Below are 23,572 nucleotides of genomic sequence, written 5' to 3'. Positions count from 1 at the left end.
CCCATCATCATCGCGCTTATTCTCACTTTCATGAATAATTCTTAAAAAGTATTAAGTTTGGCAGTTATGTTTAACTAAATTAAACCAATTCCAAAACTACCATTGGAGCTGCGTCACCCTTGCGTGGCATAGCCAGCTTCAAGATACGGGTGTAACCACCGTTGCGGTCCTTGTAGCGAGGAGCAACATCAGTGAAGAGCTTTTGAAGAGCTGACTTAACAACTACTTCGTCGCCTTCTTCGTGGATATCAGCGATTTCGTTGCGTACGAATGCAGCAGCCTTTCTTCTAGCAGCCAGGTCACCGCGCTTGCCCAAAGTGATCATCTTTTCTGCAGTGCGACGTACTTCCTTAGCGCGAGCTTCGGTAGTGACGATGCGTTCGTTGATAATCAATTGGGTAGTCATTTCACGGAGCATAGCTTTTCTTTGACTACTGTCCCAACCTAATTTACGGTATGACATTAATTGTGCCTCCTTATTACAGACTAGTCTTCTTGACGAAGTGAAAGACCCAGGTCTGCTAATTTATTCTTAACTTCTTCCAATGATTTACGTCCCAAGTTACGTACGCGCATCATTTCTGCCTCTGACTTGCTGGTCAGGTCTTGCAGAGTGTTAATGCCGGCACGCTTCAAGCAGTTGTAAGAACGAACTGAGAGGTCGAGATCTTCGATCGTCATCTCGAGCTTCTTTTCCTTTTGGTCGTTCTCTTGTTCAACCATAACTTCGCCAATTTCTGAAGCAGCATCAGCTGATTCAAAGGCCTTGAAGTGTTCTACAAGGACACGAGCGGCAAAGTTGAGGGCGTCATTCGGAGCGATTGAACCATTTGTCCAAATTTCAAGAGTAAGCTTGTCAAAGTCTTCTCTCTTGCCAACCCGAGTTGATTCAACTTGGTAGTTGACCTTGTCGATTGGTGAGAAGAGTGAGTCAACTGCAATGTCACCGATTGACATGTCAGCAGTCTTGTTTTCACTTGCTGGAACGTAACCACGGCCGTTGCGCACGTCAATCCACATGTGCAGGTGGCCACCTTGAGCAATGGTACAAATGTATTGGTCCGGATTGAGAACGTCGACATCGGCGTCAGCCTTCAAATCCTCAGCAGTTACCGTTGCTGGACCTTCAACGTCAAGTTCGATCGTCTTGGTTTCATCAGTGTGAGCCTTCAATTCAAGCTTCTTCAGATTCAAGATGATCTTGGTTACGTCTTCCTTTACGCCAGGAACAGTAGTGAATTCGTGTAAAACACCATCAATCTTGACCTTCACTAAACCAGTCCCAGGAACAGAGGTCAACAAAACGCGACGGAGGGAATTCCCCAAAGTTGTACCGAACCCACGCTCCAGCGGTTCAACAACAAACTTACCGTAACTGTCTTCTTGATCCACGACGGTAATATTTGGCTTTTTAAATTCAATCATTACTGGGCCCCTTTCAAAACGCACGTCTCAAAGTAAGATTTTATTAAACACGACGACGCTTTGGTGGTCTAGAACCGTTGTGAGGAACTGGAGTAACGTCACGGATAGCAGTGATTTCCAGACCAGCGGCTTGCAGAGCACGGATTGCTGATTCACGACCAGAACCTGGACCCTTAACTGATACTTCTACGTGGTGCATGCCTTGAGCGATTGCGTTCTTAGCAGCAGCTTCAGCAGCCATTTGAGCTGCGAATGGAGTAGACTTACGGCTACCCTTGAAGCCCAAAGCACCAGCTGAAGACCAGGCAACGGCGTTACCTTGAACGTCAGTAATCATAACTAAAGTGTTGTTAAACGTTGAGTGAATGTGAGCAACGCCAGTTTCGACGTTCTTCTTCACGCGACGCTTACGAGCAGTTTTCTTTGCAGGCATCTATAAACCTCCTTATAGTAATTTTAATTAACGGCTCTTCTTGGAACCCTTGCGAGTACGTGCGTTGTTCTTAGTGTTTTGACCGCGAACAGGAAGACCACGACGGTGACGGATGCCACGGTATGAGCCAATATCAACAAGACGCTTGATGTTCATGTTGATTTCACGACGCAAGTCACCTTCAACACGGTACTTGTCTACTTCAGTACGCAGCTTTTCTTGTTGTTCTGGAGTAAGGTCCTTAGTCCGGACGTCTTCAGATACGCCTGCGTTTTCGCAAATTTCCTTTGCAGTGTGGTCGCCGATACCGAAAATGTAAGTCAAAGCGACAACGATTCTTTTATCTCTTGGTAAGTCAACACCAGCGATACGTGCCATTAGATGCACCTCCTATATCTTGAAAATTAACCTTGACGTTGCTTGTGCTTTGGATTTGCAGGGCAAATAACCATAACACGACCATGTCTCTTAATAATCTTGCAATGTTCGCACATTGGTTTAACAGATGGTCTAACCTTCATGTTTGCCTCCGTTATTATTTAATAAAACGATACGTAATTCTACCTTTAGTCAGGTCGTATGGAGAAAGCTCCACAGTTACCCGGTCCCCAGGCAGAATCCGGATGTAGTGCATCCGGATCTTGCCTGAAACATGGGCCAGAATCGTGGCGCCATTTTCCAATTCGACCTTAAACATAGCATTAGGTAAGGTATCAACTACCTTACCTTCTACTTCAATGACATCATCTTTTGCCAAAGTTGCCCCTCCGCAATCAAAACAGTCATACTTCGAAATTATAACACGTTCGAAAAAATTTGCAAACTAACTAAGCAGCTTAGTTCTTTGAGAGAACCTCGTCAATGTCTGCAAATACTTTTTCAGGTGCTTGCTCACCGTTAACAGTGTAAAGCAAGCCCTTCTTGTCATAGAACTCCTTCAATGGAGCGTTCATCTTTTCGTTAACTTCCAGCCGGTTCTTAACAACTTCAGGCTTATCGTCTTCACGTTGATAGAACTCGTGACCACCACAGCGATCGCAGGTACCTTCGACCTTAGGCTTCTTTGAAAACTTATTGTAAGTTGCGCCACAATTCTTGCACATGAACCGGGCAGATAAACGATCGATTAAAGTTTCTTCCTTGACATCAATTGAAATGACGTTAGTCAAAGGCTTGTTCAAGCGAGCAGTAATCTCTTCAAGGAGCTCTGCCTGCTTGGTCGTTCTTGGGAAGCCGTCAAGAATGAAACCATTCTTAGTGTCGTCTTGACCAAGACGTTCTTCAACAAGCTTTGCGGTAACTTCGTCTGGAACCAAATTGCCTTTGTCGATGTAAGACTTGGCTTCCAAGCCTACTGGAGTCTTGTTGGCCATCGCCTCTCTAAACATATCACCTGTGGAAATGTGCGCAATGTGATACTTGTCAACAATTTGTTCAGAAGCAGTACCCTTGCCTGCACCTGGCAGACCGAGAAGAATTAAATTAATCATTTTTATTTTTCACCTATCTAATAAAACCGGTATATTCACGTTTCATCAACAAACCGTCGATTTGGCGTGACAATTCCAGAACGACCCCGACAACAATCAACAGGCTGGTCCCACCTAAGCCAATTGAACTTGGCAGGTCCCAGATGTTGGTAGCAAGCTGTGGAAGCAAAGCTACCAAACCCAGATAAACGGACCCAACTGTTGAAAGCTTGAGCAGCATCTGTGACATATATTTCTCAGTGTCCTTGCCTGGCCACACGCTAGGAATATATGCACCCTGTTTAGTTAAGTTTTCTGCTAGCTTCTCAGGATTTACCTGAACGAAGGCGTAAAAGAAAGTAAATAAGATAATGAGAAGGGTGTAGATGATTGCACCCGGAGTCGTCTGCAAGCTAAAGATAGTCGATAAGACGTGGTACCAATTGGCATCACCGTACTTGCCTTGGAAAGCCATCAGAATCGTGGCTGGCGTAACGATGAATGAACTGGCGAAGATAACTGGAATAACGCCAGAGACGTTAACCTTTAATGGTAGAAAACTTTCTGATCCGCTTTTCGTCGCTCTTCTCGTATATTGAATCGGAATCCGACGATCAGCTTGTTCAACCCAGGTAACGAATTTCGTTACCAATAAAATTGCGACAATAAGCGCAACGAAGAACGCAATCCCTTGCCAGCGATCACTCGCTGAGTTGTTGATCACTTGGTCTCTCCAGACTTCGTAAAGTCCGCCTGGCAGACGAGCAATAATCCCCGCGAAGATAATCACTGAAACGCCATTGCCTAAGCCTTTATCAGTGATTTCATCACCAAGCCAAGTCAACAGGAAGGTCCCGGCCGTCATGATAATCCCGATTTCAACATAGGTTTGCCAGTTTTGGGTCTTAACGAGCCCGAAACTAGACAGGGCGTTAAAGCCCAAGGTAATCCCGACACTTTGCACAAAGGCAACCACCAAGGTCAGGTAGCGGGTGACCTGGTTGGTCTTCCGCCGGCCGACTTCCCCTTGCTTGCCCCATTCAACCAGCGTCGGCACAATGTCCATTTGCAGCAGTTGAATGACGATTTGTGCGGTGATGTATGGCGAAACCCCCAATGAGAAGATTGAGTAGTTGTCCAAGCCACCACCAGAAACAGTATCAAGCACTGAAACAAGCCCCGTGTTGGCGACTTGCGTCAATGATTTGGCATTTATCCCCGGTACGGTGATGTTGGCACCGATGCGGTAAAGTACAAGGATAAACAAAGTATAGAAAAGCTTATTTCTAATTTCCTTATCCTTGAAGGCGTTCTTCAAGGTTGAAAACATTAGATCACCTCTACAGTGCCGCCAGCTGCTTCAATAGCCTTCTTAGCAGCTTCTGAAACCTTGTTAACCTTTACAGTCAACTTAACGTTCAATTCTCCCTTGCCCAGAACCTTAACGCCGGACAATTGCTTCTTAACCAAGCCCTTTTCCTTAAGAGCAGCAAAGTCAACTACGCTGCCTTCTTCGAACTTGTTCAAGTCTGCAAGGTTTACAACAGCGTATTCCTTGCGGTTGATGTTCTTGAAACCACGCTTAGGCATAGTTCTGAACAGTGGCATTTGACCACCTTCAAAGCCCAAGCGAGTGTTACCGCCTGAACGAGCGTGTTGACCCTTTTGACCACGACCTGAAGTCTTACCGAAGCCACTTGAAGTACCACGGCCGACACGCTTTCTAGCGCGACGTGAACCTTCGGATGGGTGTAATTCATTAAGTTTCATTAAATTGGACCCTCCTTGATTTAATCGTTAACTTCTTCTACAGAAATTAAGTGAGCAATTTTCATCAGCGCGCCACGAGTAGCAGCGTTGTCTGGTTGGACAACAGTACTGTTAACCTTGCCTAAGCCAAGAGCTTTAACAACCTTTTTTTGTTCAGGCAGACGGTGGGCAACACTTCTAGTTAAAGTAATCTTTAAATCTGTCATCTATAATCTCCCTAATCTTGCAAGCTCTTTGCGCTTTCGCGAAGCTTAAGAACATCTTCACGAGTCTTCAACTTCTTCAGGCCGTCAATAGTGGCACGAATTACGTTGATTGGAGTGTTTGAACCCAAAGACTTGGAAGTAACGTCGCCGACACCAGCCATGTCCATCACGATACGTACGGCACCACCAGCGGCAATACCTGAACCAGCTTCAGCAGGCTTAAGCAGAACGTTACCTGAGCCGTAGTGGCCAATTACTTCGTGAGGAATAGTAGTACCAACAGTTGGAACGAAGATCATGTTCTTCTTGCCGGCTTCTACTGCTTTGCGGATAGCTTCTGGAACTTCAGTAGCCTTACCAGTACCGAAGCCAACATGACCCTTCTTGTCACCAACGACAACTAAGGCAGCAAATCTTTGACGGCGACCACCCTTGACAACCTTGGTAATGCGGTTGATAGCAACCAATTGGTCTTCGATGTCGTCCTTGTTTCTACGATTTCTTGAATCGTTGCGGTTTGCCATGTGTTAATCTCCTTTCCTAGAATTCCAAGCCGTTTTCACGAGCTGCGTCAGCCAAAGCTTCTACACGACCGTGGTAGATGTAGCCACCTCTGTCGAATACAACTTCGCTGATGCCCTTGGCCTTACCAGCTTCAGCAATGGCCTTGCCGACTTGCTTAGCTTGTTCTACCTTGGTTGCATCCTTTGAAACTGACTTATCTAAAGTTGAGGCACTTGCAAGCGTGACACCCGCTACGTCATCAATCAATTGAGCGTAGATGTTAGTGTTTGAACGAAAAACACTCAAGCGTGGGCACTCAGCAGTACCAGAAATCTTACCGCGAACACGTCTGTGGCGCTTTAAGCGCAACTTGTTTTTATCTGGTTTTGAAATCACAATTTCACCTCAAAATTTTCTATTACTTACCAGTCTTACCTTCCTTGCGGCGAACGAATTCGTCAACGTAGCGGATACCCTTGCCCTTGTATGGTTCAGGTGAACGTACGGCACGAATTTCAGCTGCAAATTGGCCGACTACTTGCTTTGAAATGCCTTCTACGGAGACGTCAGTTGCTGATGATGCAGAAACAGTAACGCCTTCTGGGGCCTTCATTTCAACTGGGTGTGAGTAACCAACGTTAAGAGTCAAGACGTTGTTCTTGACAGTTGCACGGTAACCAACACCGATCAGCTTCAAGTCCTTCTTGTAGCCCTTAACGACACCTTCGATCATGTTAGCCAGGTTGGCTCTCATAGTACCGTGAAGTGCCTTGTCGTCTTCGTTTGAACGTGAGAAGTGAATTTCACCATCTACTTCTTCAAACTTGATACGTGGGTCGAATTCTCTAGTCAATTCACCCTTTGGGCCCTTAACAGTAATTTCATCACCATTCTTGGTAACAGTGACACCTTCAGGGACCTTAATTGCTTTTAAACCAATACGGCTCATCTAGTTTCTCCTTCCTGTCAAGAATTACCAAACGTAGGCGATTACTTCGCCACCGATATGCTTTTCTCTAGCTTCCTTGTCGGTAAGGATACCAGCTGAAGTTGAGACAATTGCAATACCCAAGCCGTTCAATACCTTTGGCAGGTTGTCGGCTGATACGTAGTTTCTCAAGCCTGGCTTTGAGATACGCTTCAAACCGGAGATAACGCGTTCGCCGTTTGGACCGTACTTCAAGAAGACCTTGATCACACCTTGCTTGCCGTCTTCAGTTACTTCGTAATCCTTGATGAAGCCTTCTTGCTTAAGAATTTCCGCAAGTGACTTCTTAATGTTTGATGCAGGGATTTCTACTGAATCATGCTTAGCCATGTTGGCGTTTCTGATTCTAGTCAAAAAGTCTGCGATTGGGTCAGTCAATACCATCTATGCTATCCTCCTTACCGATTTACCAGCTAGCCTTCTTAAGACCAGGAATTTGGCCTTTGTGTCCCAATTCCTTCAAGCAAATGCGGCACAAACCAAACTTGCGGTAAACTGAGTGTGGACGACCACAACGTTCGCAGCGAGTGTATTCACGTGAAGAAAACTTTGCAGGACGGTGATTTCTTACCTTTTGTGATGTCTTAGCCATGTATGTCCTCCAAATTACTTAGCAAATGGCATGCCAAATTGAGTCAAAAGTTCACGAGCTTCTTCATCAGTTTGAGCAGTAGTTACGATAACGATATCCAAACCTCTGGTACGGTTAACCTTATCGAAGTCGATTTCTGGGAAGATCAATTGTTCCTTGATACCCAAAGTGTAGTTGCCACGGCCGTCAAATGAACGAGTTGAAACACCACGGAAGTCACGAACACGTGGAAGGGATACGTTGATCAGCTTGTTCAAGAAGTCGTACATTCTGTCGCCTCTAAGAGTTACCTTAGCACCGATAGACATGCCTTCACGCAAACGGAAGTTGGCGATTGACTTCTTAGCCTTAGTGATCAAAGGCTTTTGACCTGAGATCAAAGTCAATTCTTCAACAGCTTCGTCAAGGTTCTTAGCGTTGGCAACGGCGTCACCAACACCCATGTTCAAGACGATCTTGTCGATCTTTGGCACTTGCATGCTTGAAGTGTAGTTGAACTTCTTAGTCAATGCAGGAGCGATTTCTTCGTTGTATTTAGTTGCAAAACTATTAGCCATTAGTGTCCTCCTTCCCTAAATTAATCCTTGTTGCTTTCAGCTTTAGCAATAACTTTTACGTTGGAAGCGTGAATTGAACCTTCAGTTTCAACTACGCCACCGTTAGCGTTGGCAGCAGATGGCTTGGTAGCCTTCTTGATCATGTTAACGCCCTTAACGACAACGCGGTTCTTCTTAACGTTTACTGAAAGTACAGTACCTTCCTTGCCCTTTTCTGAGCCGGCAATTACCTTTACCTTGTCACCAGTTTTTACGAACATTCGCTTAACTCTCCTTTTACAATACTTCAGGGGCAAGTGAAACGATCTTCATGAAGTCCCCTTCACGGAGTTCACGTGCAACTGGCCCGAAAATACGAGTACCACGAGGGCTCTTGTCAGCGTTGATGATAACAGCTGCGTTTTCGTCAAACTTGATGTATGAACCATCAGCACGGCGAGCGCCTGACTTAGTTCTAACGATAACGGCCTTAACGACGTCACCCTTCTTTACAACACCACCTGGCGTTGCTTGTTTAACAGCTGCGACAACAATGTCACCGATGTTACCGGTCTTGCGCTTGGAACCGCCCATAACGCGGATAACCAGCAATTCACGTGCACCGGAGTTGTCAGCTACCTTCAAACGGCTTTCAGTTTGAATCACTATTAAATCCTCCCTTAGCTAATCCGCAAATTAAACAGATTTCTTTACAATATCAACCAAGCGGAAACGCTTAGTACGTGATAATGGACGGGTTTCCATGATACGAACAATGTCGCCTACCTTGGCTTCGTTGTTTTCGTCCATAGCGTAAAACTTCTTTGAGTAACGAGTACGCTTGCTGTAAACAGGGTGGTTCTTGTAGGTGTCAACTACAACAACGATAGTCTTGTCCATCTTGTCTGAAACAACGCGGCCTTGGTATACGTGGCGACGGTTTCTTTCATTTGATTCGCTCAAGTTAGTATCTCCCTTCCACTAGTTTTGTTCTAATTCTTTTTCGCTCAATACAGTCTTGATACGAGCGATGTTCTTACGGACTTGGCTCAAGCGAGCGGTGTTTTCTAATTGACCGGTAGCTTGTTGGAAACGCAAGTTGAACAATTCTTCCTTGTATTGCTTTTCCTTTGCCAACAATTCATCAGCTGATAATGCTCTGATTTCCTTAGTCTTCATTAGATGCGCCACCTACTTCCTGGTCTTTCTTAACGAACTTGCACTTGATTGGAAGCTTGCTTGCTGCGAGGCGCATAGCTTCACGAGCAGTTTCTTCTGAAACGCCACCAATTTCGAACAAGATCTTTTCTCTCTTAACTACGGCTACCCAACCTGCTGGTGCACCTTTACCGGAACCCATACGTACACCAACACCCTTGGCAGTGTATGACTTTTGAGGGAAGATTCTGATCCAAACCTTACCGCCACGCTTCATGTAACGAGTCATAGCGACACGGGCAGCTTCGATTTGACGGTTGGTAATCCAGTGAGATTCTTGTGCTTGCAGACCGTATTCACCGAAAGCGATGGTCTTGCCACCCTTGGCAGCACCACGCATCTTACCACGGAATTCACGACGGTGTTTTACACGCTTTGGTACTAAAGGCATTACTTGTTACCTCCCTTTGAACGCTTAGCAGGTTGATTCTTGCGACCTGGCAAAATTTCGCCACGGTTGATCCAAACCTTAACACCGATTTCGCCATAGGTAGTAAATGCGTTTACCCATGCGTAGTCGATGTCAGCTCTTAAAGTATGAAGTGGAACACTGCCTTCAGTGTGCCATTCACGACGAGCCATGTCAGCACCGTTCAGACGGCCGGCAGTTTGAATCTTCACACCCTTGGCACCAGCACGCATAGTACGTTGTGCAGCTTGACGGCTGGCACGACGGAATGCGATACGAGCTTCAAGTTGACGAGCGATGCTGTCAGCAACGAGCTTGGCGTCAAGATCAGGCTTCTTGATTTCAACGATGTTGATGTGAACTTGCTTGTTAGTCAAAGCGTTGATTTCCTTGTTCAAGGCTTCAACTTCAGCGCCGCCCTTACCGATAACCATACCAGGACGAGCGGTGTGGATAGCGATGTTAACGCGGTTTGCAGCACGTTCGATTTCTACAGTTGATACGGAGGCATCCTTCAACTTTTCATCGAGGAACTTTCTGATGCGAAGGTCTTCGTTTAAAGTTTCTTTGTAGCCTCTTGCAGCGTACCATTTAGCTTCCCAGTCGCGGTTGACACCCAGACGGAAACCAATTGGGTTAATCTTTGAACCCATTCAAATACCTCCCTAATTAATCGTTCAATTCTGAAACTACAACAACTACGTGGCTAGTTCTCTTGTTGATTGGAGAAGCTGAGCCCTTAGCCCGTGGACGGAATCTCTTCAAAGTAGCACCTTCGTTTACGTAAGCTTCTGATACGTAAAGGTTTGCACTTTCAAGATCGTAGTTGTGTTCTGCGTTGGCAACTGCTGAACGCAGAACCTTTTCAACGATTGGGGAAGCAGCTTTTGGCGTAAACTTCAAAATTGCCAATGCTTCAGCAACGCTCTTACCCCGGATCAAGTCGACAACGAGACGAGCCTTTCTTGGGGCGATGCGAACAGTTCTTGCTTCAGCTCTAGCTGAACTAATTTGTTCTGCCATTTATTGTTTCTCCTTCCTTTACTTAGTAGCCTTGTCGTCAGTCTTGTGACCGCGGAAGGTTCTAGTTGGTACGAATTCGCCCAGCTTGTGACCTACCATGTCTTCAGTAACGTAAACTGGAACGTGCTTTCTACCGTCGTAAACAGCGATAGTCAACCCTACAAAAGAAGGGAAAATAGTTGAACGACGTGACCAAGTCTTGATAACTTGCTTCTTTTCAGCAGCTTGTTGTTCGTCAACCTTCTTCAAAAGGTGGGCGTCTGCGAAAGGACCCTTTTTAATACTACGGCTCATTGATTTACCCCCTTCTCTTACTTGCGACCCTTACGGTGACGGATGATTAACTTCTCGCTAGCCTTCTTGGTGTCTCTAGTCTTGATACCACGTGACTTCTTGCCCCATGGAGTCATTGGTTGAGGACGACCAACAGGTGCCTTACCTTCACCACCACCGTGTGGGTGGTCGTTAGGGTTCATTACGGAACCACGAGATTGTGGACGCTTGCCCATCCAACGTGAACGACCAGCCTTACCGATGTTGATCAGTGAGTGTTGTTCGTTGCCGACTTCACCAACAGTTGCACGGCATTCTGAAAGAATTTCGCGAACTTCGCCGGATTGCAGACGAACTTGAGTGTACTTGCCGTCAACACCAACTACCAGAGCTGAAGTACCAGCACTACGAGCAACTTGGCCGCCCTTGCCTGGCTTCAATTCGATGTTGTGGATTGCCGTACCAGTTGGGATGTTCTTCAATGGAAGTGCGTTACCAACCTTGATGTCGGCGTTTTCGCCTGATTCTACGAAAGCACCTACTTCCAAGCCCTTAGGAGCCAGGATGTAAGCCTTGGTACCATCAGTGTAGTGGAGCAATGCGATGTTAGCTGAACGGTTTGGGTCGTATTCAATTGCGACAACCTTAGCCTTGGCGTTGTCCTTAACACGCTTGAAATCGATGATACGGTATTGTTGCTTGTGACCACCACCACGGTGTCTTACAGTAATGTGACCGTATGAGTTGCGACCTGCAGTCTTTGACTTAGAAGCAAGCAAAGTCTTTTCAGGCTTTGACTTAGTGATTTCTGCAAAGTCAGAAGAAGTCATATTACGACGACCGTTTGATGTTGGCTTGTAAACTTTAATAGCCAATTGACTGACCTCCTAATTACTTTTCTTCGTTTTCGTCTTTGAAAATCTTGATGTCGTTTGAGTCTTCAGTTAAAGCGACGATCGCCTTTCTGCGACGAGCGGTGTTGCCGAAGTAACGACCAACGCGCTTTTGCTTGCCGCGAACGTTCATGATGTTCACAGACTTAACCTTAACATCGAAGATTTCTTCGATAGCGTCACGTACTTGAGTCTTGGTAGCAGTTAAGGCCACGTCGAAAGTGTACTTCTTGCTGTCCATCAAGTCAGTTGACTTTTCAGTGATAACAGGTCTTAAGATAATGTCGCGTGCGTCCATTAAGCCAATACCTCCTCAATCTTCTTAACGTCGTCTTGAGTCATAACGAGCTTGTCGTAGTTAACAGCGTCTTCTACGTTCAAGCTGTTTACTGGAACAACCTTAACCTTTGGCAGGTTCTTAGCTGAAAGTTGAACGTTCTTGTCGTCTGAAACAACCAGAACCTTGCCTTCAAGCTTCAAGCCGTTCAAGATTGCAACGAAGTCCTTAGTCTTTGGAGCTGCCATAGTCAGCTTGTCCAAAACTACCAGGTTTTGGTCCAAAACCTTTTGGGACAGAACTGACTTGATAGCCAACCGGCGTTGCTTTCTTGGCATGCTGTAAGCGTAGGAACGTGGAGTAGGCCCAAAGACGATACCACCGCCGCGCCATTGTGGAGCACGGATAGAGCCTTGACGAGCACGGCCAGTACCCTTTTGTCTCCAAGGTTTCTTGCCGCCGCCGCGAACAGCGGATCTGTTTCTCACCTTTGAGGTACCTTGACGCTTGCCAGCTCTTTGTCTGATGATTGCATCAAAAACAACAGCTTCGTTTGGTTCAACGCTGAATACGTTGTCGTTCAAAGCAACTTCGCCAGCTTGGTTGCCGTTTTGATCCATAAGTTTGAAATTAGTCATTCGAGTCCTCCTTCCTAGTCGTTAGCCTTTGAAGCTGACTTAACAACGATCAATGAGTTCTTAGCACCAGGTACGTTACCCTTGATCATCAAAACATTCTTGTCAGCTACAACCTTTTCTACTACTAAGTTTTCAATAGTAACAGTCTTCACGCCCATGTGACCTGGCAACTTCTTGCCCTTTGGCACGCGGTTGATGATTGAACCCATTGAACCTGGGATTCTGTGGTAGCGTGAGCCGTGAGTTTCTGGGCCACGTGATTGGTGGTGGCGCTTGATGTTACCTTGGTAGCCATGACCTCTTGAAGTACCAGTAACGTTGACAACGTCACCTTCCTTGAACGTATCCACAGTAACTTCTGAGCCGACTTCATAGTCCTTAAGCTCAACACCGCGGATTTCCCGAATGAAGCGCTTAGGTGAAGTCTTTGCCTTTGCAGCATGACCTTGTTCTGGCTTGTTGCTCAAAACTTCACGCTTGTCTTGGTAGCCCAATTGAACTGCTTCGTAACCGTCGTTTTCAACAGTCTTAACTTGCAAAACAACGTTAGGAGTTGCTTCAATAACAGTTACTGGAACAAGGATACCGTCTTTAGTGAAGATTTGAGTCATGCCAACTTTTCTTCCTAAGATTCCTTTGGTCATGATTACACCTCTTTCTATTTAAAATTAAAGCTTGATTTCGATGTCTACACCGCTTGGCAGGTCGAGCTTCATCAATGAGTCAACCGTCTTTGGGGTTGGGTTCAAGATGTCGATCAACCGCTTGTGGGTCCGCATTTCGAATTGTTCACGTGAGTCCTTGTTCATGTGTGGTGAACGCAGAACAGTGAACAAAGTTCTTTCAGTTGGAAGTGGAACTGGACCTGAGATTTCAGCGCCAGTCCGCTTTGCAGTGTCCACAATCTTTGCTGCAGATTCATCGAGAATGCTGTGTTCGTAAGACTTTAATCTAATACGAATTTTTTCGTTTGCCATCTAATTACCTCCTATACGTCTTCTTTAAATAAGATGACTAGCTCGGCGAAAATTTCCTGCACAACCACTGTGGCAATGCAGCCTGGTGTGCCGCAACCTTCCGCGTCAAAGCTGACTACATATTGCCCATGACGGGGTCTCCCCCGTCAAAAGCACTTTATCTAGTATAAGGCCTCACGCCTTAAATAGCAAGGGTTTAGCCCAACTTTTTTGAAAAAAGTCTCGAAAATATCGTTAGACTTTAGAAATACAATTTTCTCTAAGTACTTATTCTACCATAGTGGTAAAATGTAAGCGTAAATAAAACGCCTAATTTTAATTAATGGAGAAAATCATGAAAAGAAGAAAGTTATTTATGTTACTTGGATTGATTGGGATGCTAGCTCAGTATTATCCCCAATCTAAAGTATTAGCAGCCGAGCAAAATATTTCTCAAGATAATCCGTCAAACTACCAAACTTTCACTCCAAGCACACAGCAAAATAGTACAACTGTAAATCCTAATTTGTTTACTACACAATTTAATACCGTAAAAGGAAATTTAGGTGTTGCCAAGGTTTGGATCTCGGGCGGAGAGATTTATCTTTTACTCAAAGTTACAAACCCAATTTTTCCAGTTTATCATGTGACTGGAACAATCAATGTTCACTACTATGCTACAGGTAAAAAGCGCGCTTATAATAGATACTTTGAATTTTCAGGGTTTGGTAGTCTAAATAAGAATTGGACCTATCATCATAAATATAACACCAAAAGACATGGTCAGGTTGTTGTGACAGGTGAGCTCAACGGTAATTTTGGTGAAATTAGTTTTCCACATACCGCTTTTTAATTCTGTTGGAGAGTTTTTTTATGAAAATAGATAAAGTAGCTGAGATAAAATGGATCCTAGATAGTATAAATAAACTGCCCCGCAACAATGCTAACAAACTATGTTTAAACAAATCTAAGTTGATTTCCTTTCGCGTCATAAAAAAGAGCTACCTAAAAGTTTATGTTCCAAATTGCGATCTTTTCATCGCAGTCATGCAGCGACTGGGTATGATGGGGACATACTTTTCAATCGATCTAGGTCCCTTCCAAGCCCCAGCATATAAAGACAAAATTGCTTATATACTCATTTCTGATTATGACGACAATGAAATTAATCACCCTTTTAATTTCTATGGTGGTGATGGCCAGATTGTCAGCCAAAAGCAGGTGAAAGAATTCGATTTGATTTTGCAGAATCTAAGAGAAACAATTTCTTCATTAATGTACCATCCAACCAAGAGCCACAAATTCATCATCTATCCCCAGTCAAAAGATGACTTCTTAACAACTATGAATGCCTTAGGTAAGGTTGGAGCCTATTTTTCCTTCGACTTTTTGAAATATCGCGCACCAGAACCAGGCTATGAGGATTCTTACGCCCGTATCATCGTCATCGACTACGATCAAAATTGGAGTGAGAACGCACAAGACTTTCAATAAATGCAAAAAGGTCACCCTCAATTAAGAGGCTGACCTTTTTGTAATATGATGATATACTTAAAGAAGAAATGTAACATATTTAATTTGTAATGAAGGAAAATATGAAAGTGGAAACTTTGGAAATATTGCTTTTCCACGTACCGCTTTTTAATTATGGATCAAACACAAATTAACGAGCTACAGTGGATGCTTCAATATATTAAGAATGGGATACCGTCTCTGAGGTATCAAGCATCTGATTGCAATGCAGCCTTTACCCTCAAATCACAACACGATCTAAAACTCTTCTTATCCTTTCTAGGATCAATCGGAGCCTACTTCACCTTCGATTTTGAAGTTGATCATCCCCTCGTATTCGAATCGAATAATGCGCTCGTAGTTCTTGATAATTTTGACAAAAATTGGCGTCAACATCCACGGAACTACTACTATGGACAAGGAAAGGCAATGAGTCAAGATCAGATTGCCGAGTTGCAAGCTCTCCTGGAATATGCCAAGTCTTTATCCCCATCGCTAACTTACGAGATTATTGAAGGCGATAAATTTGATCTTCGTCTTCAATCTGAAACAGATTTCCTTTACTGTATTTCCTTTTTAGGTCAGATTGGAGCCTACTTTGCTTTCGATTTTGACATTGACCATGACGACTATGATCTCGTTCCTGAGTCCGAACACCAAACCGACTACGCCCGCATCATCGTCATTGACTACGATCCAAACTGGCGTGAGCACGCACCAGACTTTCAATAAACACCAAAGCAGCCAGCTTCTCAATTGAAGCTGGCTGCTTTTTTCAAAAAAAGAGCCGCTAGATCAACTAGCGGCTCGATTAAAACTTGCGTTTTAACTACCTTTTAAATTTCGCCTCGAGTTCGAAATCAAAAGCATGTTTATTTTGATCTAAAATCTAGAAACTAAGCGTTGCCACCGCGCTTCTTGATGATTTCAGCTTGGATTGACTTAGGACATGGTGAGTAGTGGTCCATAACCATCGTGAAAGTACCACGGCCTTGAGTTGATGAACGCAGGGTGGTTGCGTAGCCGAACATTTCGGACAATGGAACCATCGCGTTGATAACCTTGGCACCGGCACGGTCAGTCATACCTTCCATTTGGCCACGGCGGGCAGTGATTGAGCCCATAACGTCACCGAGGTATTCTTCTGGAGCGATGACTTGAACCTTCATGATTGGTTCAAGAACAACAGCACCAGCCTTTGAAGCAGCGTTCTTCAAAGCGAGTGATGCGGCAACCTTGAAGGCAGCTTCAGATGAGTCGACTTCGTGGTATGAACCGTCGTACAGCTTAGCCTTAACGTCGATCAATGGGTAACCAGCCAGAACGCCGTTCTTCATGGCTTCTTGCAGACCTGCGTCAACTGATGGGATGTATTCACGAGGAACGACACCACCGACGATTGCGTCTTCGAATTCGTAGCCTTCGCCTGGGTTTGGAGTAAATTCGATCCAAACGTCACCGTATTGACCCTTACCACCGGATTGACGAACGAACTTACCTTGAGCCTTAGCTGGTTGAGTGAAGGTTTCACGGTAGGCAACTTGTGGTTCACCGATAGTCGCTTCAACGTTGAATTCGCGCTTCATACGTTCAACCATGATGTCCAAGTGAAGTTCACCCATCCCGGAGATCAAAGTTTCACCAGTTTCTGGGTTGGTTTCAGCACGGAAGGTTGGGTCTTCTTCAGTCAGCTTTTGCAAAGCAACGTCCATCTTGTCACGGTCGGCCTTTGACTTAGGTTCAACTGAAACTTGGATAACTGGAGCAGGAATGTCCAGGCTTTCCAGAATCAATGGGTGGTCTGGGTCAGTCAGAGAGTCACCAGTAGTGGTGTTCTTCAAACCGATGGCACCAGCGATGTCACCTGAGAAGACTTCTGGAATTTCAGTCCGTGAGTTGGCGTGCATTTGCAACAGACGACCAACACGTTCACGTTGGTTCTTAGATGCGTTCAAAACGTATGAACCTGATTGCAATGAACCAGTGTAGACACGGATGAAGGTCAAACGACCAACGAATGGGTCAGTAGCGATCTTGAAGGCCAAAGCTGCGAATGGCTTGTTGTCGTCAGCCAGCAGTTCAACTTCGTTGCCGTCCTTGTCGTGAGCAACGTATGGCTTAACGTCAAGTGGTGATGGCAGGTAGTCGATCACGCCGTCAAGCATCATTTGCACACCCTTGTTCTTGAAGGCTGAACCAGCAAAGACTGGGAAGGCCTTCAGGTCCAAAGTTGCGCGGCGCAAAGCAGCCTTAAGTTCTTCGTTAGTGATTTCTTCACCGCCAAGGAACTTTTCCATGATGTCGTCGTCAACTTCAGCGATCTGTTCGATCATTTCTTCACGACGGCTTTCGGCTTCTTCCTTGTATTCGTCAGGAACTGGAATAGTGTCCCAGTTTGAGCCAAGCTTGTCTTCGTCGTAAACATCGGCAACCATGTCGAACAGGTCGATAACGCCTTCGAATTGGTCTTCAGCACCGATAGGCATTTGAACGGCGATGGCGTTGGCGTTCAGACGTTCATGCAAAGTCTTGACTGAGTAGTCGAAGTTGGCACCGATCTTGTCCATTTTGTTAACGAAGACGATCCGTGGAACACCGTAGTTTTCAGCTTGACGCCAAACGTTTTCAGTTTGTGGTTCAACACCTGATTGAGCGTCCAGCACAGTAACGGCACCGTCAAGGACACGCAGTGAACGTTCAACTTCGATAGTGAAGTCAACGTGCCCTGGGGTGTCGATGATGTTGATCCGGTAGTTCTTCCATTGCGCAGTAGTGGCAGCGGAAGTGATCGTGATCCCACGTTCCTTTTCTTCGTCCATCCAGTCCATTTGTGAGTCACCTTCGTGAGTTTCACCAATCTTGTGGATCTTACCAGTGTAGTAAAGGATACGTTCAGTGGTAGTGGTCTTACCGGCGTCGATGTGCGCCATGATACCGATGTTGCGAGTCTTCTCTAATGAGAATTCACGTTTGTTAGCCATAATTATTTATCTCCTTAGATAACGAACACTAGATTAGAAACGGTAGTGAGCGAAGGCACGGTTGGCTTCTGCCATGCGGTGCACGTCTTCACGCTTCTTAACGGCTGAACCAGTGTTGTTTGAGGCATCGATCAATTCGTTTGCCAAACGTTCATCCATAGTGTGTTCGTTACGCAGGCGGGAGTATGAAACGAGCCAACGCAATGCCAGAGTAGTTTGTCTTTCTGGACGAACTTCTACAGGAACTTGGTAGTTAGAACCACCGATACGGCGAGCCTTAACTTCCAAAACTGGCTTAACGTTGTTCATAGCTTCTTCAAAGACTTCCATTGGTTCCTTGCCAGTCTTGTCCTTGATGATTTCAAAAGCATCGTACAAGATTGATGAAGCTTGAGCTCTCTTACCATCCTTCATCAAGTGGTTGATCAGCTTAGTAACCAGCTTTGAGTTGTAAACTGGGTCTGCTAAAACGTCTCTCTTTGAAACATGACCTTTTCTTGGCATTATTTAGTCCTCCTTTAACCCTTCTTAGCGCCGTACTTAGAACGACCTTGCTTTCTACCGTCAACACCAGCAGTGTCGAGTGCGCCACGAACGATGTGGTAACGTACACCAGGAAGGTCCTTTACACGGCCCCCACGAATCAGAACAACTGAGTGTTCTTGCAGGTTGTGGCCTTCACCTGGGATGTAGGCAGTAACTTCAGTCAAGTTGGACAGACGTACACGAGCGTACTTACGCAAAGCTGAGTTAGGCTTCTTTGGCGTCATAGTACCGACACGGGTAGCAACCCCACGCATTTGTGGTGCTGGGTTGAAGACTTGTTCCTTCTTCATGCTGTTGTAGCTGTAGTTCAAAGCTGGTGACTTTGACTTAGTCGTCTTTGAGTGACGGCCTTTTCTAACCAATTGATTAATGGTTGGCATTAACTAGTTCCTCCTAAAATTAATTATCATTTTGTTCACATATCCGGGAGTTTCTTTTTATTCACGCTCCGGACTAATCTTCAAAACATACATCTGATATTGTACTCCAAATATCTGTCAAAGCAAAGCTTTTTCCAAAAACTTTTTCCGCGCTTTTTTCGGTAAAAAACAGTTAAAAATGCGTACTAGTAAGTGAGGTGATAAAAATGACAATTCTTTTAACATTTATGCTTGGCCTGTCGGCGGCGCTCGCGGCCGCGGCCTTTTATTGGAAGTACCTGGCTGATGAAGCAATTGCTGCTTTTGACTTGGCGGATTTTTCCACTGCAAAAAAAAGGCTGCAGCTGAGCCTTCCTTTTGGCCTGGCCATCAGCTGCTGCCTGGTCCGGCAGAATTATGTTTCCTGCTCCTTGCTGGCCTGCGATCTGGCTTTCTTTTCCTTTCTCAGCCTCCTGGCTACCAGCGATGCCTTTGAGAATTCCTACCTGACCGTGCTGCTGCTCCCGCCGCTAGTCCTGGCCTTCAGCCGGCACTTATTTCTGCCGCTGAATCCTGCCGGATCCCTCTCTGCCCTGCTGCTGCTCTTCCTCCTGGCCGGCTTGGCCTTTCTGGAAAAAATGGGCAGCGGCGACGTCTGGTTCTACGCGATCATCGCTGCTGCCCTTTCGCCGCTCGCAGCCACGAGAACCCTGCTGGCCGGCTGCCTGCTCTGTCTCTTGATCAACTTAACGGATTGGCGCTTGCATGAACCGCTGCCTTTTTTGCCCTATCTTTTCGTCGGCTTGGGCATTCAGGCGCTGATTTTCTGACAACAAAAAAGACGCCTTTCGGCGTCTTTTTGACTAATCACTAGCTTTTGAAACTGCAGCGCTTAGTTATTGCTTTCTTCTTTGTTGTCTTCGTCTTTCATTTGCTTTTCAAGATCAGCAATTGAGTAGACGGAATCAGGCTGTTGGACATCAGCTTGTGGTTCTTCGTTGCGGTAGATTGGCATGCCAGTCCCGGCAGGAATGATCTTACCGATGATGACGTTTTCCTTAAGCCCCAGCAATGGGTCGTTCTTGCCGCGGATTGAAGCGTCAGTCAGAACGCGGGTAGTTTCCTGGAATGATGCGGCTGACAGGAAACTGTTGGTTTCCAGGGCAGCCTTGGTGATCCCGAGGATGTCCGCTTGAGCAGTAGCTGGGATGCCACCGCTGATGATAACGTCACGGTTACGGTCACGGAATTCAGCGATATCCATGACTTCACCTGGCAGGATGTTGGTTTCGCCTGGGTCAAGCACGCGAACCTTTTGCAGCATTTGTCTGGTCAAGACTTCGGCATGCTTGTCGGCCAGGTCAACACCCTGAGTCCGGTATGACTTCTGAACTTCGGCCAAGATGTATTCTTCAGTGGTCAAAGTGTCGGTTACCTTGATCAATTCCTTAGGGTCGATAGAACCTGGGATCAGCTTGTCACCACGGTGGATGACATCGCCAACCTTAACGGCTGGCTTAGCCGTGTAAGGAATAGTGTAGCTTCTGGTATCGATCTTGCCCTTAACGGTGATTTCTTGCAAGTGTTCAGCCGCGTTGCTTTCGATTGAGTCAACAACGCCGTCAACTTCAGAGATGATCGCGCGACCCTTAGGGTTGCGGGCTTCAAACAATTCTTGAACACGAGGAAGACCCTGAGTGATGTCTTCTGCACCGGCAACACCACCGGAGTGGAAAGTCCGCAGAGTCAGCTGGGTACCTGGTTCACCGATTGATTGTGCGGCAACGGTCCCGACTGCTTCACCGATTTCAACTTCTTCGCCAGTAGCCAGGTTGCGGCCGTAGCACTTCCGGCAAACGCCGTGTGAAGTGTTGCAAGTCAGGATTGAACGGATTTGGACTTCCTTGACGCCAGCATCGCAAATCTTGTGGGCCATTTCTTCGTCCATCAAAACGCCCTTGCCGCAGATGATTTCCCCGGTGTTAGGGTCCTTGACTGAACGGTTGGTGAAACGACCAACCAAACGGTCGTAGAGAGATTCGATCAAGCCAGCATCCTTGTCCACGATTGCCCGGGCAGTGATGCCGCGGTCAGTGCCACAGTCATCTTCACGAATGATAACGTCCTGGGCAACGTCGACCAGACGACGGGTCAGATAACCAGACTGGGCGGTCTTCAAGGCCGTGTCAGTCATCCCCTTGCGGGCACCGTGAGTGGACATGAACAGTTCCAGAACGGTCAAGCCTTCCTTGAAGTTTGAAATAACTGGGATTTCAAACAGCTCACCTGATGGAGTAGCCATCAAGCCACGCATACCAGCCAGCTGGGTAAAGTTGGAGATGTTACCACGGGCACCAGACTGCTGCATGACTGAGATTGGGTTGCGAGGGTCGTTGAATTCAGCAATTTCTTTTTGAACTTCGTCCTTGCATTCAGTCCAGATTCTGATGACGTTGTCGTGACGTTCCTTGTCTGACAGCTGACCGTGACGGAACATCTTGGAAACCTGCTTAACCTGCTTGCGGGCCTTGGCAACCAAAGCATCCTTGGTCTTGGTTTCAGGAACGTCGGCCATACCGATGGTCAAGCCGGAGATGGTTGAAGCGGTGTAGCCCATTTCCTTCAAGTCGTCCAGGTATTCTGAAGTCCGCTGTACCCGGTAGCGCTTGTAGATTTCGGAAATCGTGTCGCCCAGGAAGCCCTTCTTGAATGGCGTGTTTACCAAGTCGTCAGCCACTTCGGCAATCTTTTCGTGGATGTCTTGGCCTGGTTCCAGGAAGTACTTGTCATCCATCGGACCAGTCAAATTGGCCTTGGTTGGCTCGTTCAAGTAGAAGTAGTCGTCTGGGTACAGTGAGTTGAAGACCAAACGGCCGTAAGTAGTTACGAAGACTGAGTCTTCGCGGCCTGCTGGCCAGCGCTTCTTAGGCATTGATGATGCTGAAATACCGATGATGGTGTGGTAGTGAATGTCGCCGTTAGCGTAAGCAACAGTTGCTTCGTTTGGAGTAGCGAAGATCATGCCTTCGCCTTCACGGCCCTTTTCAGCTTGGGTCAGCCAGTAGTTGCCCAAAACAATGTCCTGTGAAGGAGTAACGATTGGGGTACCGTCCTTTGGAGTCAAGATGTGGTGGGCAGCCAGCATCAGCAAGCGTGATTCGGCTACGGCTTCATCTGACAAAGGAACGTGGATGGCCATCTGGTCACCGTCGAAGTCGGCGTTGTAGGCTTCACAAGCCAGCGGGTGCAAGCGCAAAGCCTTGCCTGGCACCAGAACTGGCTCGAAGGCTTGAATTGACAGCCGGTGCAGGGTAGGTGCCCGGTTCAAAAGAACTGGACGTTCCTTAATAACGTATTCCAATACGTCCCAGATGTCATCGTCTTCACGGTCAATCTTGCGCTTGGCGTTCTTGATGTTGGAAGCAATGCCCCGGCGAACGAGTTCACGCATCACGAATGGCTTGAACAGTTCCAAAGCCATTGGCCGCGGAACGCCGCATTGGTAAAGCTTCAGCTTAGGTGAAACGTCGATAACTGAACGGCCTGAGTAGTCAACACGCTTACCAAGCAGGTTTTGACGGAAACGACCTTGCTTACCCTTCAGCATGTGTGAGATTGACTTCAGTGGCCGGTTGCCTGGGCCGACAACAGGACGGCCGCGGCGGCCGTTGTCGATCAAAGCGTCAACGGCTTCTTGCAGCATTCTCTCTTCGTTTTGGACGATCAAGCTTGGCGCGTGCATGTCCAAAAGCTTCTTCAGACGGTTGTTCCGGTTGATTACCCGGCGGTACAAGTCGTTCAAGTCGGAAGTAGCGAAACGGCCACCTTCCAATTGCACCATTGGCCGCAAGTCTGGTGGAATGACTGGGATAGCTTCCATGACCATCCATTCAGGCTTGTTGCCGCTGTTCTTGAAGGCATCCAGGATGTCCAAGCGGCGGATCGCGCGGGTCCGCTTTTGCCCCTTCAAGGTCTGCAGCTCGGTCTTGAGCTCAGCAACTTCCTTGTCCAGGTCAACTTGCTTGAGCAGGTCGCGGATGGCTTCCGCCCCCATCTTAGCCACGAAGCGGTTGCCGTACTTGGCCCGTTCTTCACGGTATTCAGCTTCAGTCAGCAATTGCTTGGCTTCCAGGCCAGTGTCGCCTGGATCAATGACAATGTAGGCCGCGAAGTAGATAACTTCTTCCAATTGCTTTGGAGATACGTCCAAAACCAGGCCCATTCTTGATGGAATCCCCTTGAAGTACCAAATGTGGGTTACTGGAGCGGCAAGTTCGATGTGGCCCATGCGTTCACGGCGAACGTGTGAAGAAGTAACTTCAACCCCGCAGCGGTCACAAACGATGCCCTTGTAGCGAACGCCCTTGTACTTGCCACAAGCACAGGCGTAGTCCTTGGTTGGCCCAAAGATGCGTTCATCAAACAAGCCATCTTTTTCTGGTTTTAAAGTACGGTAGTTGATGGTTTCTGGCTTCTTAACTTCACCATAAGACCAGCTTCTGATCTTGTTTGGTGATGCCAAACCAATCTGCATACTATCAAACTTATTTACGTCGATCAAAGT

Annotated in this window: 37 protein-coding genes; 4 read left to right on the top strand and 33 right to left on the bottom strand. The window is 46.5% G+C overall.

Annotated features, from left to right (window positions below):
* Positions 1 to 79 precede the first annotated feature (79 nt).
* The 29 genes from rplQ to rpsJ form a co-directional block, all read right to left on the bottom strand.
* The gene (rplQ, locus tag FYJ62_RS00675; protein ID WP_154546856.1) at positions 80 to 463 is read right to left on the bottom strand and encodes a 50S ribosomal protein L17; all 384 of its coding nucleotides are present in this window, start codon (positions 461 to 463) and stop codon (positions 80 to 82) included.
* Positions 464 to 486: 23 nt separating this feature from the next.
* A complete protein-coding gene (locus FYJ62_RS00670) occupies positions 487 to 1,425 on the bottom strand; it encodes a DNA-directed RNA polymerase subunit alpha (RefSeq protein WP_154546855.1) in 939 nt (312 codons plus the stop codon).
* Between the two features lie 43 nt (positions 1,426 to 1,468).
* On the bottom strand, positions 1,469 to 1,858 hold the full coding sequence (gene rpsK / locus FYJ62_RS00665; RefSeq protein ID WP_154546854.1) for a 30S ribosomal protein S11: 390 nt from the start codon (positions 1,856 to 1,858) through the stop codon (positions 1,469 to 1,471).
* 27 nt (positions 1,859 to 1,885) lie between these two features.
* Positions 1,886 to 2,236 (bottom strand): 30S ribosomal protein S13, encoded by a 351-nt coding sequence (rpsM, locus tag FYJ62_RS00660; RefSeq protein ID WP_154546853.1) that lies wholly within the window; start codon positions 2,234 to 2,236, stop codon positions 1,886 to 1,888.
* A gap of 26 nt (positions 2,237 to 2,262) precedes the next feature.
* A complete protein-coding gene (gene rpmJ / locus FYJ62_RS00655; RefSeq protein ID WP_046307548.1) occupies positions 2,263 to 2,379 on the bottom strand; it encodes a 50S ribosomal protein L36 in 117 nt (38 codons plus the stop codon).
* Between the two features lie 14 nt (positions 2,380 to 2,393).
* Complete coding sequence (infA, locus tag FYJ62_RS00650; protein WP_002878178.1) at positions 2,394 to 2,615, bottom strand: translation initiation factor IF-1; 222 nt, start codon at positions 2,613 to 2,615, stop codon at positions 2,394 to 2,396.
* Positions 2,616 to 2,694: 79 nt separating this feature from the next.
* Positions 2,695 to 3,348 carry an adenylate kinase gene (locus FYJ62_RS00645; RefSeq protein WP_154546852.1) on the bottom strand — a complete coding sequence of 218 codons (654 nt, stop codon included), beginning with the start codon at positions 3,346 to 3,348 and terminating at the stop codon, positions 2,695 to 2,697.
* Between the two features lie 13 nt (positions 3,349 to 3,361).
* Entirely contained in the window at positions 3,362 to 4,657 is a 1,296-nt protein-coding gene (gene secY, locus FYJ62_RS00640) for a preprotein translocase subunit SecY (protein WP_154546851.1), read from the bottom strand.
* Positions 4,657 to 5,097, bottom strand: a complete 441-nt coding sequence (gene rplO, locus FYJ62_RS00635; protein WP_154546850.1) for a 50S ribosomal protein L15 — start codon at positions 5,095 to 5,097, stop codon at positions 4,657 to 4,659. Before rplO ends, secY begins: the two co-directional genes overlap by 1 nt.
* Before the next feature lie 20 nt (positions 5,098 to 5,117).
* Positions 5,118 to 5,303 (bottom strand): 50S ribosomal protein L30, encoded by a 186-nt coding sequence (rpmD, locus tag FYJ62_RS00630; protein WP_154546849.1) that lies wholly within the window; start codon positions 5,301 to 5,303, stop codon positions 5,118 to 5,120.
* Positions 5,304 to 5,314: 11 nt separating this feature from the next.
* Positions 5,315 to 5,827 (bottom strand): 30S ribosomal protein S5, encoded by a 513-nt coding sequence (rpsE, locus tag FYJ62_RS00625; protein WP_154546848.1) that lies wholly within the window; start codon positions 5,825 to 5,827, stop codon positions 5,315 to 5,317.
* Positions 5,828 to 5,843: 16 nt separating this feature from the next.
* Positions 5,844 to 6,203: a 50S ribosomal protein L18 gene (rplR, locus tag FYJ62_RS00620; protein WP_206987764.1), complete on the bottom strand. Its 360-nt coding sequence runs from the start codon at positions 6,201 to 6,203 to the stop codon at positions 5,844 to 5,846.
* 22 nt (positions 6,204 to 6,225) lie between these two features.
* The gene (gene rplF, locus FYJ62_RS00615; protein ID WP_154546847.1) at positions 6,226 to 6,756 is read right to left on the bottom strand and encodes a 50S ribosomal protein L6; all 531 of its coding nucleotides are present in this window, start codon (positions 6,754 to 6,756) and stop codon (positions 6,226 to 6,228) included.
* A 24-nt stretch (positions 6,757 to 6,780) separates the two neighbouring features.
* A complete protein-coding gene (gene rpsH / locus FYJ62_RS00610; protein ID WP_154546846.1) occupies positions 6,781 to 7,179 on the bottom strand; it encodes a 30S ribosomal protein S8 in 399 nt (132 codons plus the stop codon).
* A 22-nt stretch (positions 7,180 to 7,201) separates the two neighbouring features.
* On the bottom strand, positions 7,202 to 7,387 hold the full coding sequence (locus tag FYJ62_RS00605) for a type Z 30S ribosomal protein S14 (protein WP_002878192.1): 186 nt from the start codon (positions 7,385 to 7,387) through the stop codon (positions 7,202 to 7,204).
* A gap of 14 nt (positions 7,388 to 7,401) precedes the next feature.
* Positions 7,402 to 7,944: a 50S ribosomal protein L5 gene (rplE, locus tag FYJ62_RS00600; RefSeq protein ID WP_154546845.1), complete on the bottom strand. Its 543-nt coding sequence runs from the start codon at positions 7,942 to 7,944 to the stop codon at positions 7,402 to 7,404.
* Positions 7,945 to 7,964: 20 nt separating this feature from the next.
* The gene (gene rplX, locus FYJ62_RS00595) at positions 7,965 to 8,204 is read right to left on the bottom strand and encodes a 50S ribosomal protein L24 (protein ID WP_154546844.1); all 240 of its coding nucleotides are present in this window, start codon (positions 8,202 to 8,204) and stop codon (positions 7,965 to 7,967) included.
* A 16-nt stretch (positions 8,205 to 8,220) separates the two neighbouring features.
* The gene (gene rplN, locus FYJ62_RS00590; RefSeq protein WP_206987766.1) at positions 8,221 to 8,589 is read right to left on the bottom strand and encodes a 50S ribosomal protein L14; all 369 of its coding nucleotides are present in this window, start codon (positions 8,587 to 8,589) and stop codon (positions 8,221 to 8,223) included.
* Positions 8,590 to 8,619: 30 nt separating this feature from the next.
* Positions 8,620 to 8,886, bottom strand: coding sequence for a 30S ribosomal protein S17 (rpsQ, locus tag FYJ62_RS00585; RefSeq protein ID WP_154546843.1), 267 nt, complete (start codon positions 8,884 to 8,886; stop codon positions 8,620 to 8,622).
* 18 nt (positions 8,887 to 8,904) lie between these two features.
* Positions 8,905 to 9,102, bottom strand: a complete 198-nt coding sequence (rpmC, locus tag FYJ62_RS00580; RefSeq protein ID WP_154546842.1) for a 50S ribosomal protein L29 — start codon at positions 9,100 to 9,102, stop codon at positions 8,905 to 8,907.
* Complete coding sequence (gene rplP / locus FYJ62_RS00575) at positions 9,092 to 9,532, bottom strand: 50S ribosomal protein L16 (protein ID WP_154546841.1); 441 nt, start codon at positions 9,530 to 9,532, stop codon at positions 9,092 to 9,094. The genes rpmC and rplP overlap by 11 nt, the downstream gene beginning before the upstream one ends.
* Entirely contained in the window at positions 9,532 to 10,203 is a 672-nt protein-coding gene (rpsC, locus tag FYJ62_RS00570; RefSeq protein WP_154546840.1) for a 30S ribosomal protein S3, read from the bottom strand. The genes rplP and rpsC overlap by 1 nt, the downstream gene beginning before the upstream one ends.
* Positions 10,204 to 10,219: 16 nt before the next feature.
* Positions 10,220 to 10,573 carry a 50S ribosomal protein L22 gene (rplV, locus tag FYJ62_RS00565; protein WP_154546839.1) on the bottom strand — a complete coding sequence of 118 codons (354 nt, stop codon included), beginning with the start codon at positions 10,571 to 10,573 and terminating at the stop codon, positions 10,220 to 10,222.
* Between the two features lie 18 nt (positions 10,574 to 10,591).
* On the bottom strand, positions 10,592 to 10,867 hold the full coding sequence (gene rpsS / locus FYJ62_RS00560) for a 30S ribosomal protein S19 (RefSeq protein WP_154546838.1): 276 nt from the start codon (positions 10,865 to 10,867) through the stop codon (positions 10,592 to 10,594).
* Between the two features lie 17 nt (positions 10,868 to 10,884).
* Positions 10,885 to 11,721, bottom strand: coding sequence for a 50S ribosomal protein L2 (rplB, locus tag FYJ62_RS00555; protein ID WP_154546837.1), 837 nt, complete (start codon positions 11,719 to 11,721; stop codon positions 10,885 to 10,887).
* A 16-nt stretch (positions 11,722 to 11,737) separates the two neighbouring features.
* Positions 11,738 to 12,037, bottom strand: a complete 300-nt coding sequence (rplW, locus tag FYJ62_RS00550) for a 50S ribosomal protein L23 (protein WP_154546836.1) — start codon at positions 12,035 to 12,037, stop codon at positions 11,738 to 11,740.
* Positions 12,037 to 12,654 (bottom strand): 50S ribosomal protein L4, encoded by a 618-nt coding sequence (gene rplD / locus FYJ62_RS00545; RefSeq protein WP_154546835.1) that lies wholly within the window; start codon positions 12,652 to 12,654, stop codon positions 12,037 to 12,039. The genes rplW and rplD overlap by 1 nt, the downstream gene beginning before the upstream one ends.
* A gap of 14 nt (positions 12,655 to 12,668) precedes the next feature.
* Positions 12,669 to 13,298: a 50S ribosomal protein L3 gene (gene rplC / locus FYJ62_RS00540; RefSeq protein ID WP_154546834.1), complete on the bottom strand. Its 630-nt coding sequence runs from the start codon at positions 13,296 to 13,298 to the stop codon at positions 12,669 to 12,671.
* A gap of 24 nt (positions 13,299 to 13,322) precedes the next feature.
* Entirely contained in the window at positions 13,323 to 13,631 is a 309-nt protein-coding gene (gene rpsJ, locus FYJ62_RS00535) for a 30S ribosomal protein S10 (protein ID WP_154486195.1), read from the bottom strand.
* A 334-nt stretch (positions 13,632 to 13,965) separates the two neighbouring features.
* On the opposite strand from rpsJ, the gene FYJ62_RS00530 reads away from it, so the two are divergent.
* The 3 genes from FYJ62_RS00530 to FYJ62_RS00520 all read left to right on the top strand — a co-directional run bounded on the left by FYJ62_RS00530 (position 13,966) and on the right by FYJ62_RS00520 (position 15,854).
* A complete protein-coding gene (locus FYJ62_RS00530) occupies positions 13,966 to 14,463 on the top strand; it encodes a hypothetical protein (RefSeq protein WP_154486196.1) in 498 nt (165 codons plus the stop codon).
* Positions 14,464 to 14,483: 20 nt separating this feature from the next.
* Entirely contained in the window at positions 14,484 to 15,104 is a 621-nt protein-coding gene (locus FYJ62_RS00525) for a hypothetical protein (protein ID WP_154486197.1), read from the top strand.
* 186 nt (positions 15,105 to 15,290) lie between these two features.
* Positions 15,291 to 15,854, top strand: coding sequence for a hypothetical protein (locus FYJ62_RS00520; protein ID WP_154546833.1), 564 nt, complete (start codon positions 15,291 to 15,293; stop codon positions 15,852 to 15,854).
* Between the two features lie 164 nt (positions 15,855 to 16,018).
* Here FYJ62_RS00520 and fusA read toward each other — a convergent pair whose 3' ends face one another.
* The 3 genes from fusA to rpsL are packed head-to-tail and all read right to left on the bottom strand — an operon-like array spanning position 16,019 to position 19,029.
* A complete protein-coding gene (fusA, locus tag FYJ62_RS00515) occupies positions 16,019 to 18,103 on the bottom strand; it encodes an elongation factor G (RefSeq protein ID WP_154546832.1) in 2,085 nt (694 codons plus the stop codon).
* Between the two features lie 33 nt (positions 18,104 to 18,136).
* Positions 18,137 to 18,607 (bottom strand): 30S ribosomal protein S7, encoded by a 471-nt coding sequence (gene rpsG / locus FYJ62_RS00510; protein ID WP_154546831.1) that lies wholly within the window; start codon positions 18,605 to 18,607, stop codon positions 18,137 to 18,139.
* A gap of 14 nt (positions 18,608 to 18,621) precedes the next feature.
* Positions 18,622 to 19,029, bottom strand: a complete 408-nt coding sequence (rpsL, locus tag FYJ62_RS00505; protein ID WP_008460088.1) for a 30S ribosomal protein S12 — start codon at positions 19,027 to 19,029, stop codon at positions 18,622 to 18,624.
* Positions 19,030 to 19,235: 206 nt separating this feature from the next.
* Between rpsL and FYJ62_RS00500 the strand changes: the two genes are divergently transcribed.
* A complete protein-coding gene (locus FYJ62_RS00500; protein ID WP_154546830.1) occupies positions 19,236 to 19,838 on the top strand; it encodes a hypothetical protein in 603 nt (200 codons plus the stop codon).
* A gap of 62 nt (positions 19,839 to 19,900) precedes the next feature.
* Here the strand turns inward: FYJ62_RS00500 and rpoC are convergent, their stop codons facing one another.
* Positions 19,901 to 23,569, bottom strand: coding sequence for a DNA-directed RNA polymerase subunit beta' (gene rpoC, locus FYJ62_RS00495; protein WP_154546829.1), 3,669 nt, complete (start codon positions 23,567 to 23,569; stop codon positions 19,901 to 19,903).
* Positions 23,570 to 23,572 lie beyond the last annotated feature (3 nt).

It is taken from the genome of Lactobacillus porci, from assembly GCF_009695985.1.
Taxonomy (GTDB): domain Bacteria; phylum Bacillota; class Bacilli; order Lactobacillales; family Lactobacillaceae; genus Lactobacillus; species Lactobacillus absianus.
Note: the sequence above shows the minus strand (reverse complement) of the source record. Positions and strands in the feature narration are given on the sequence as shown.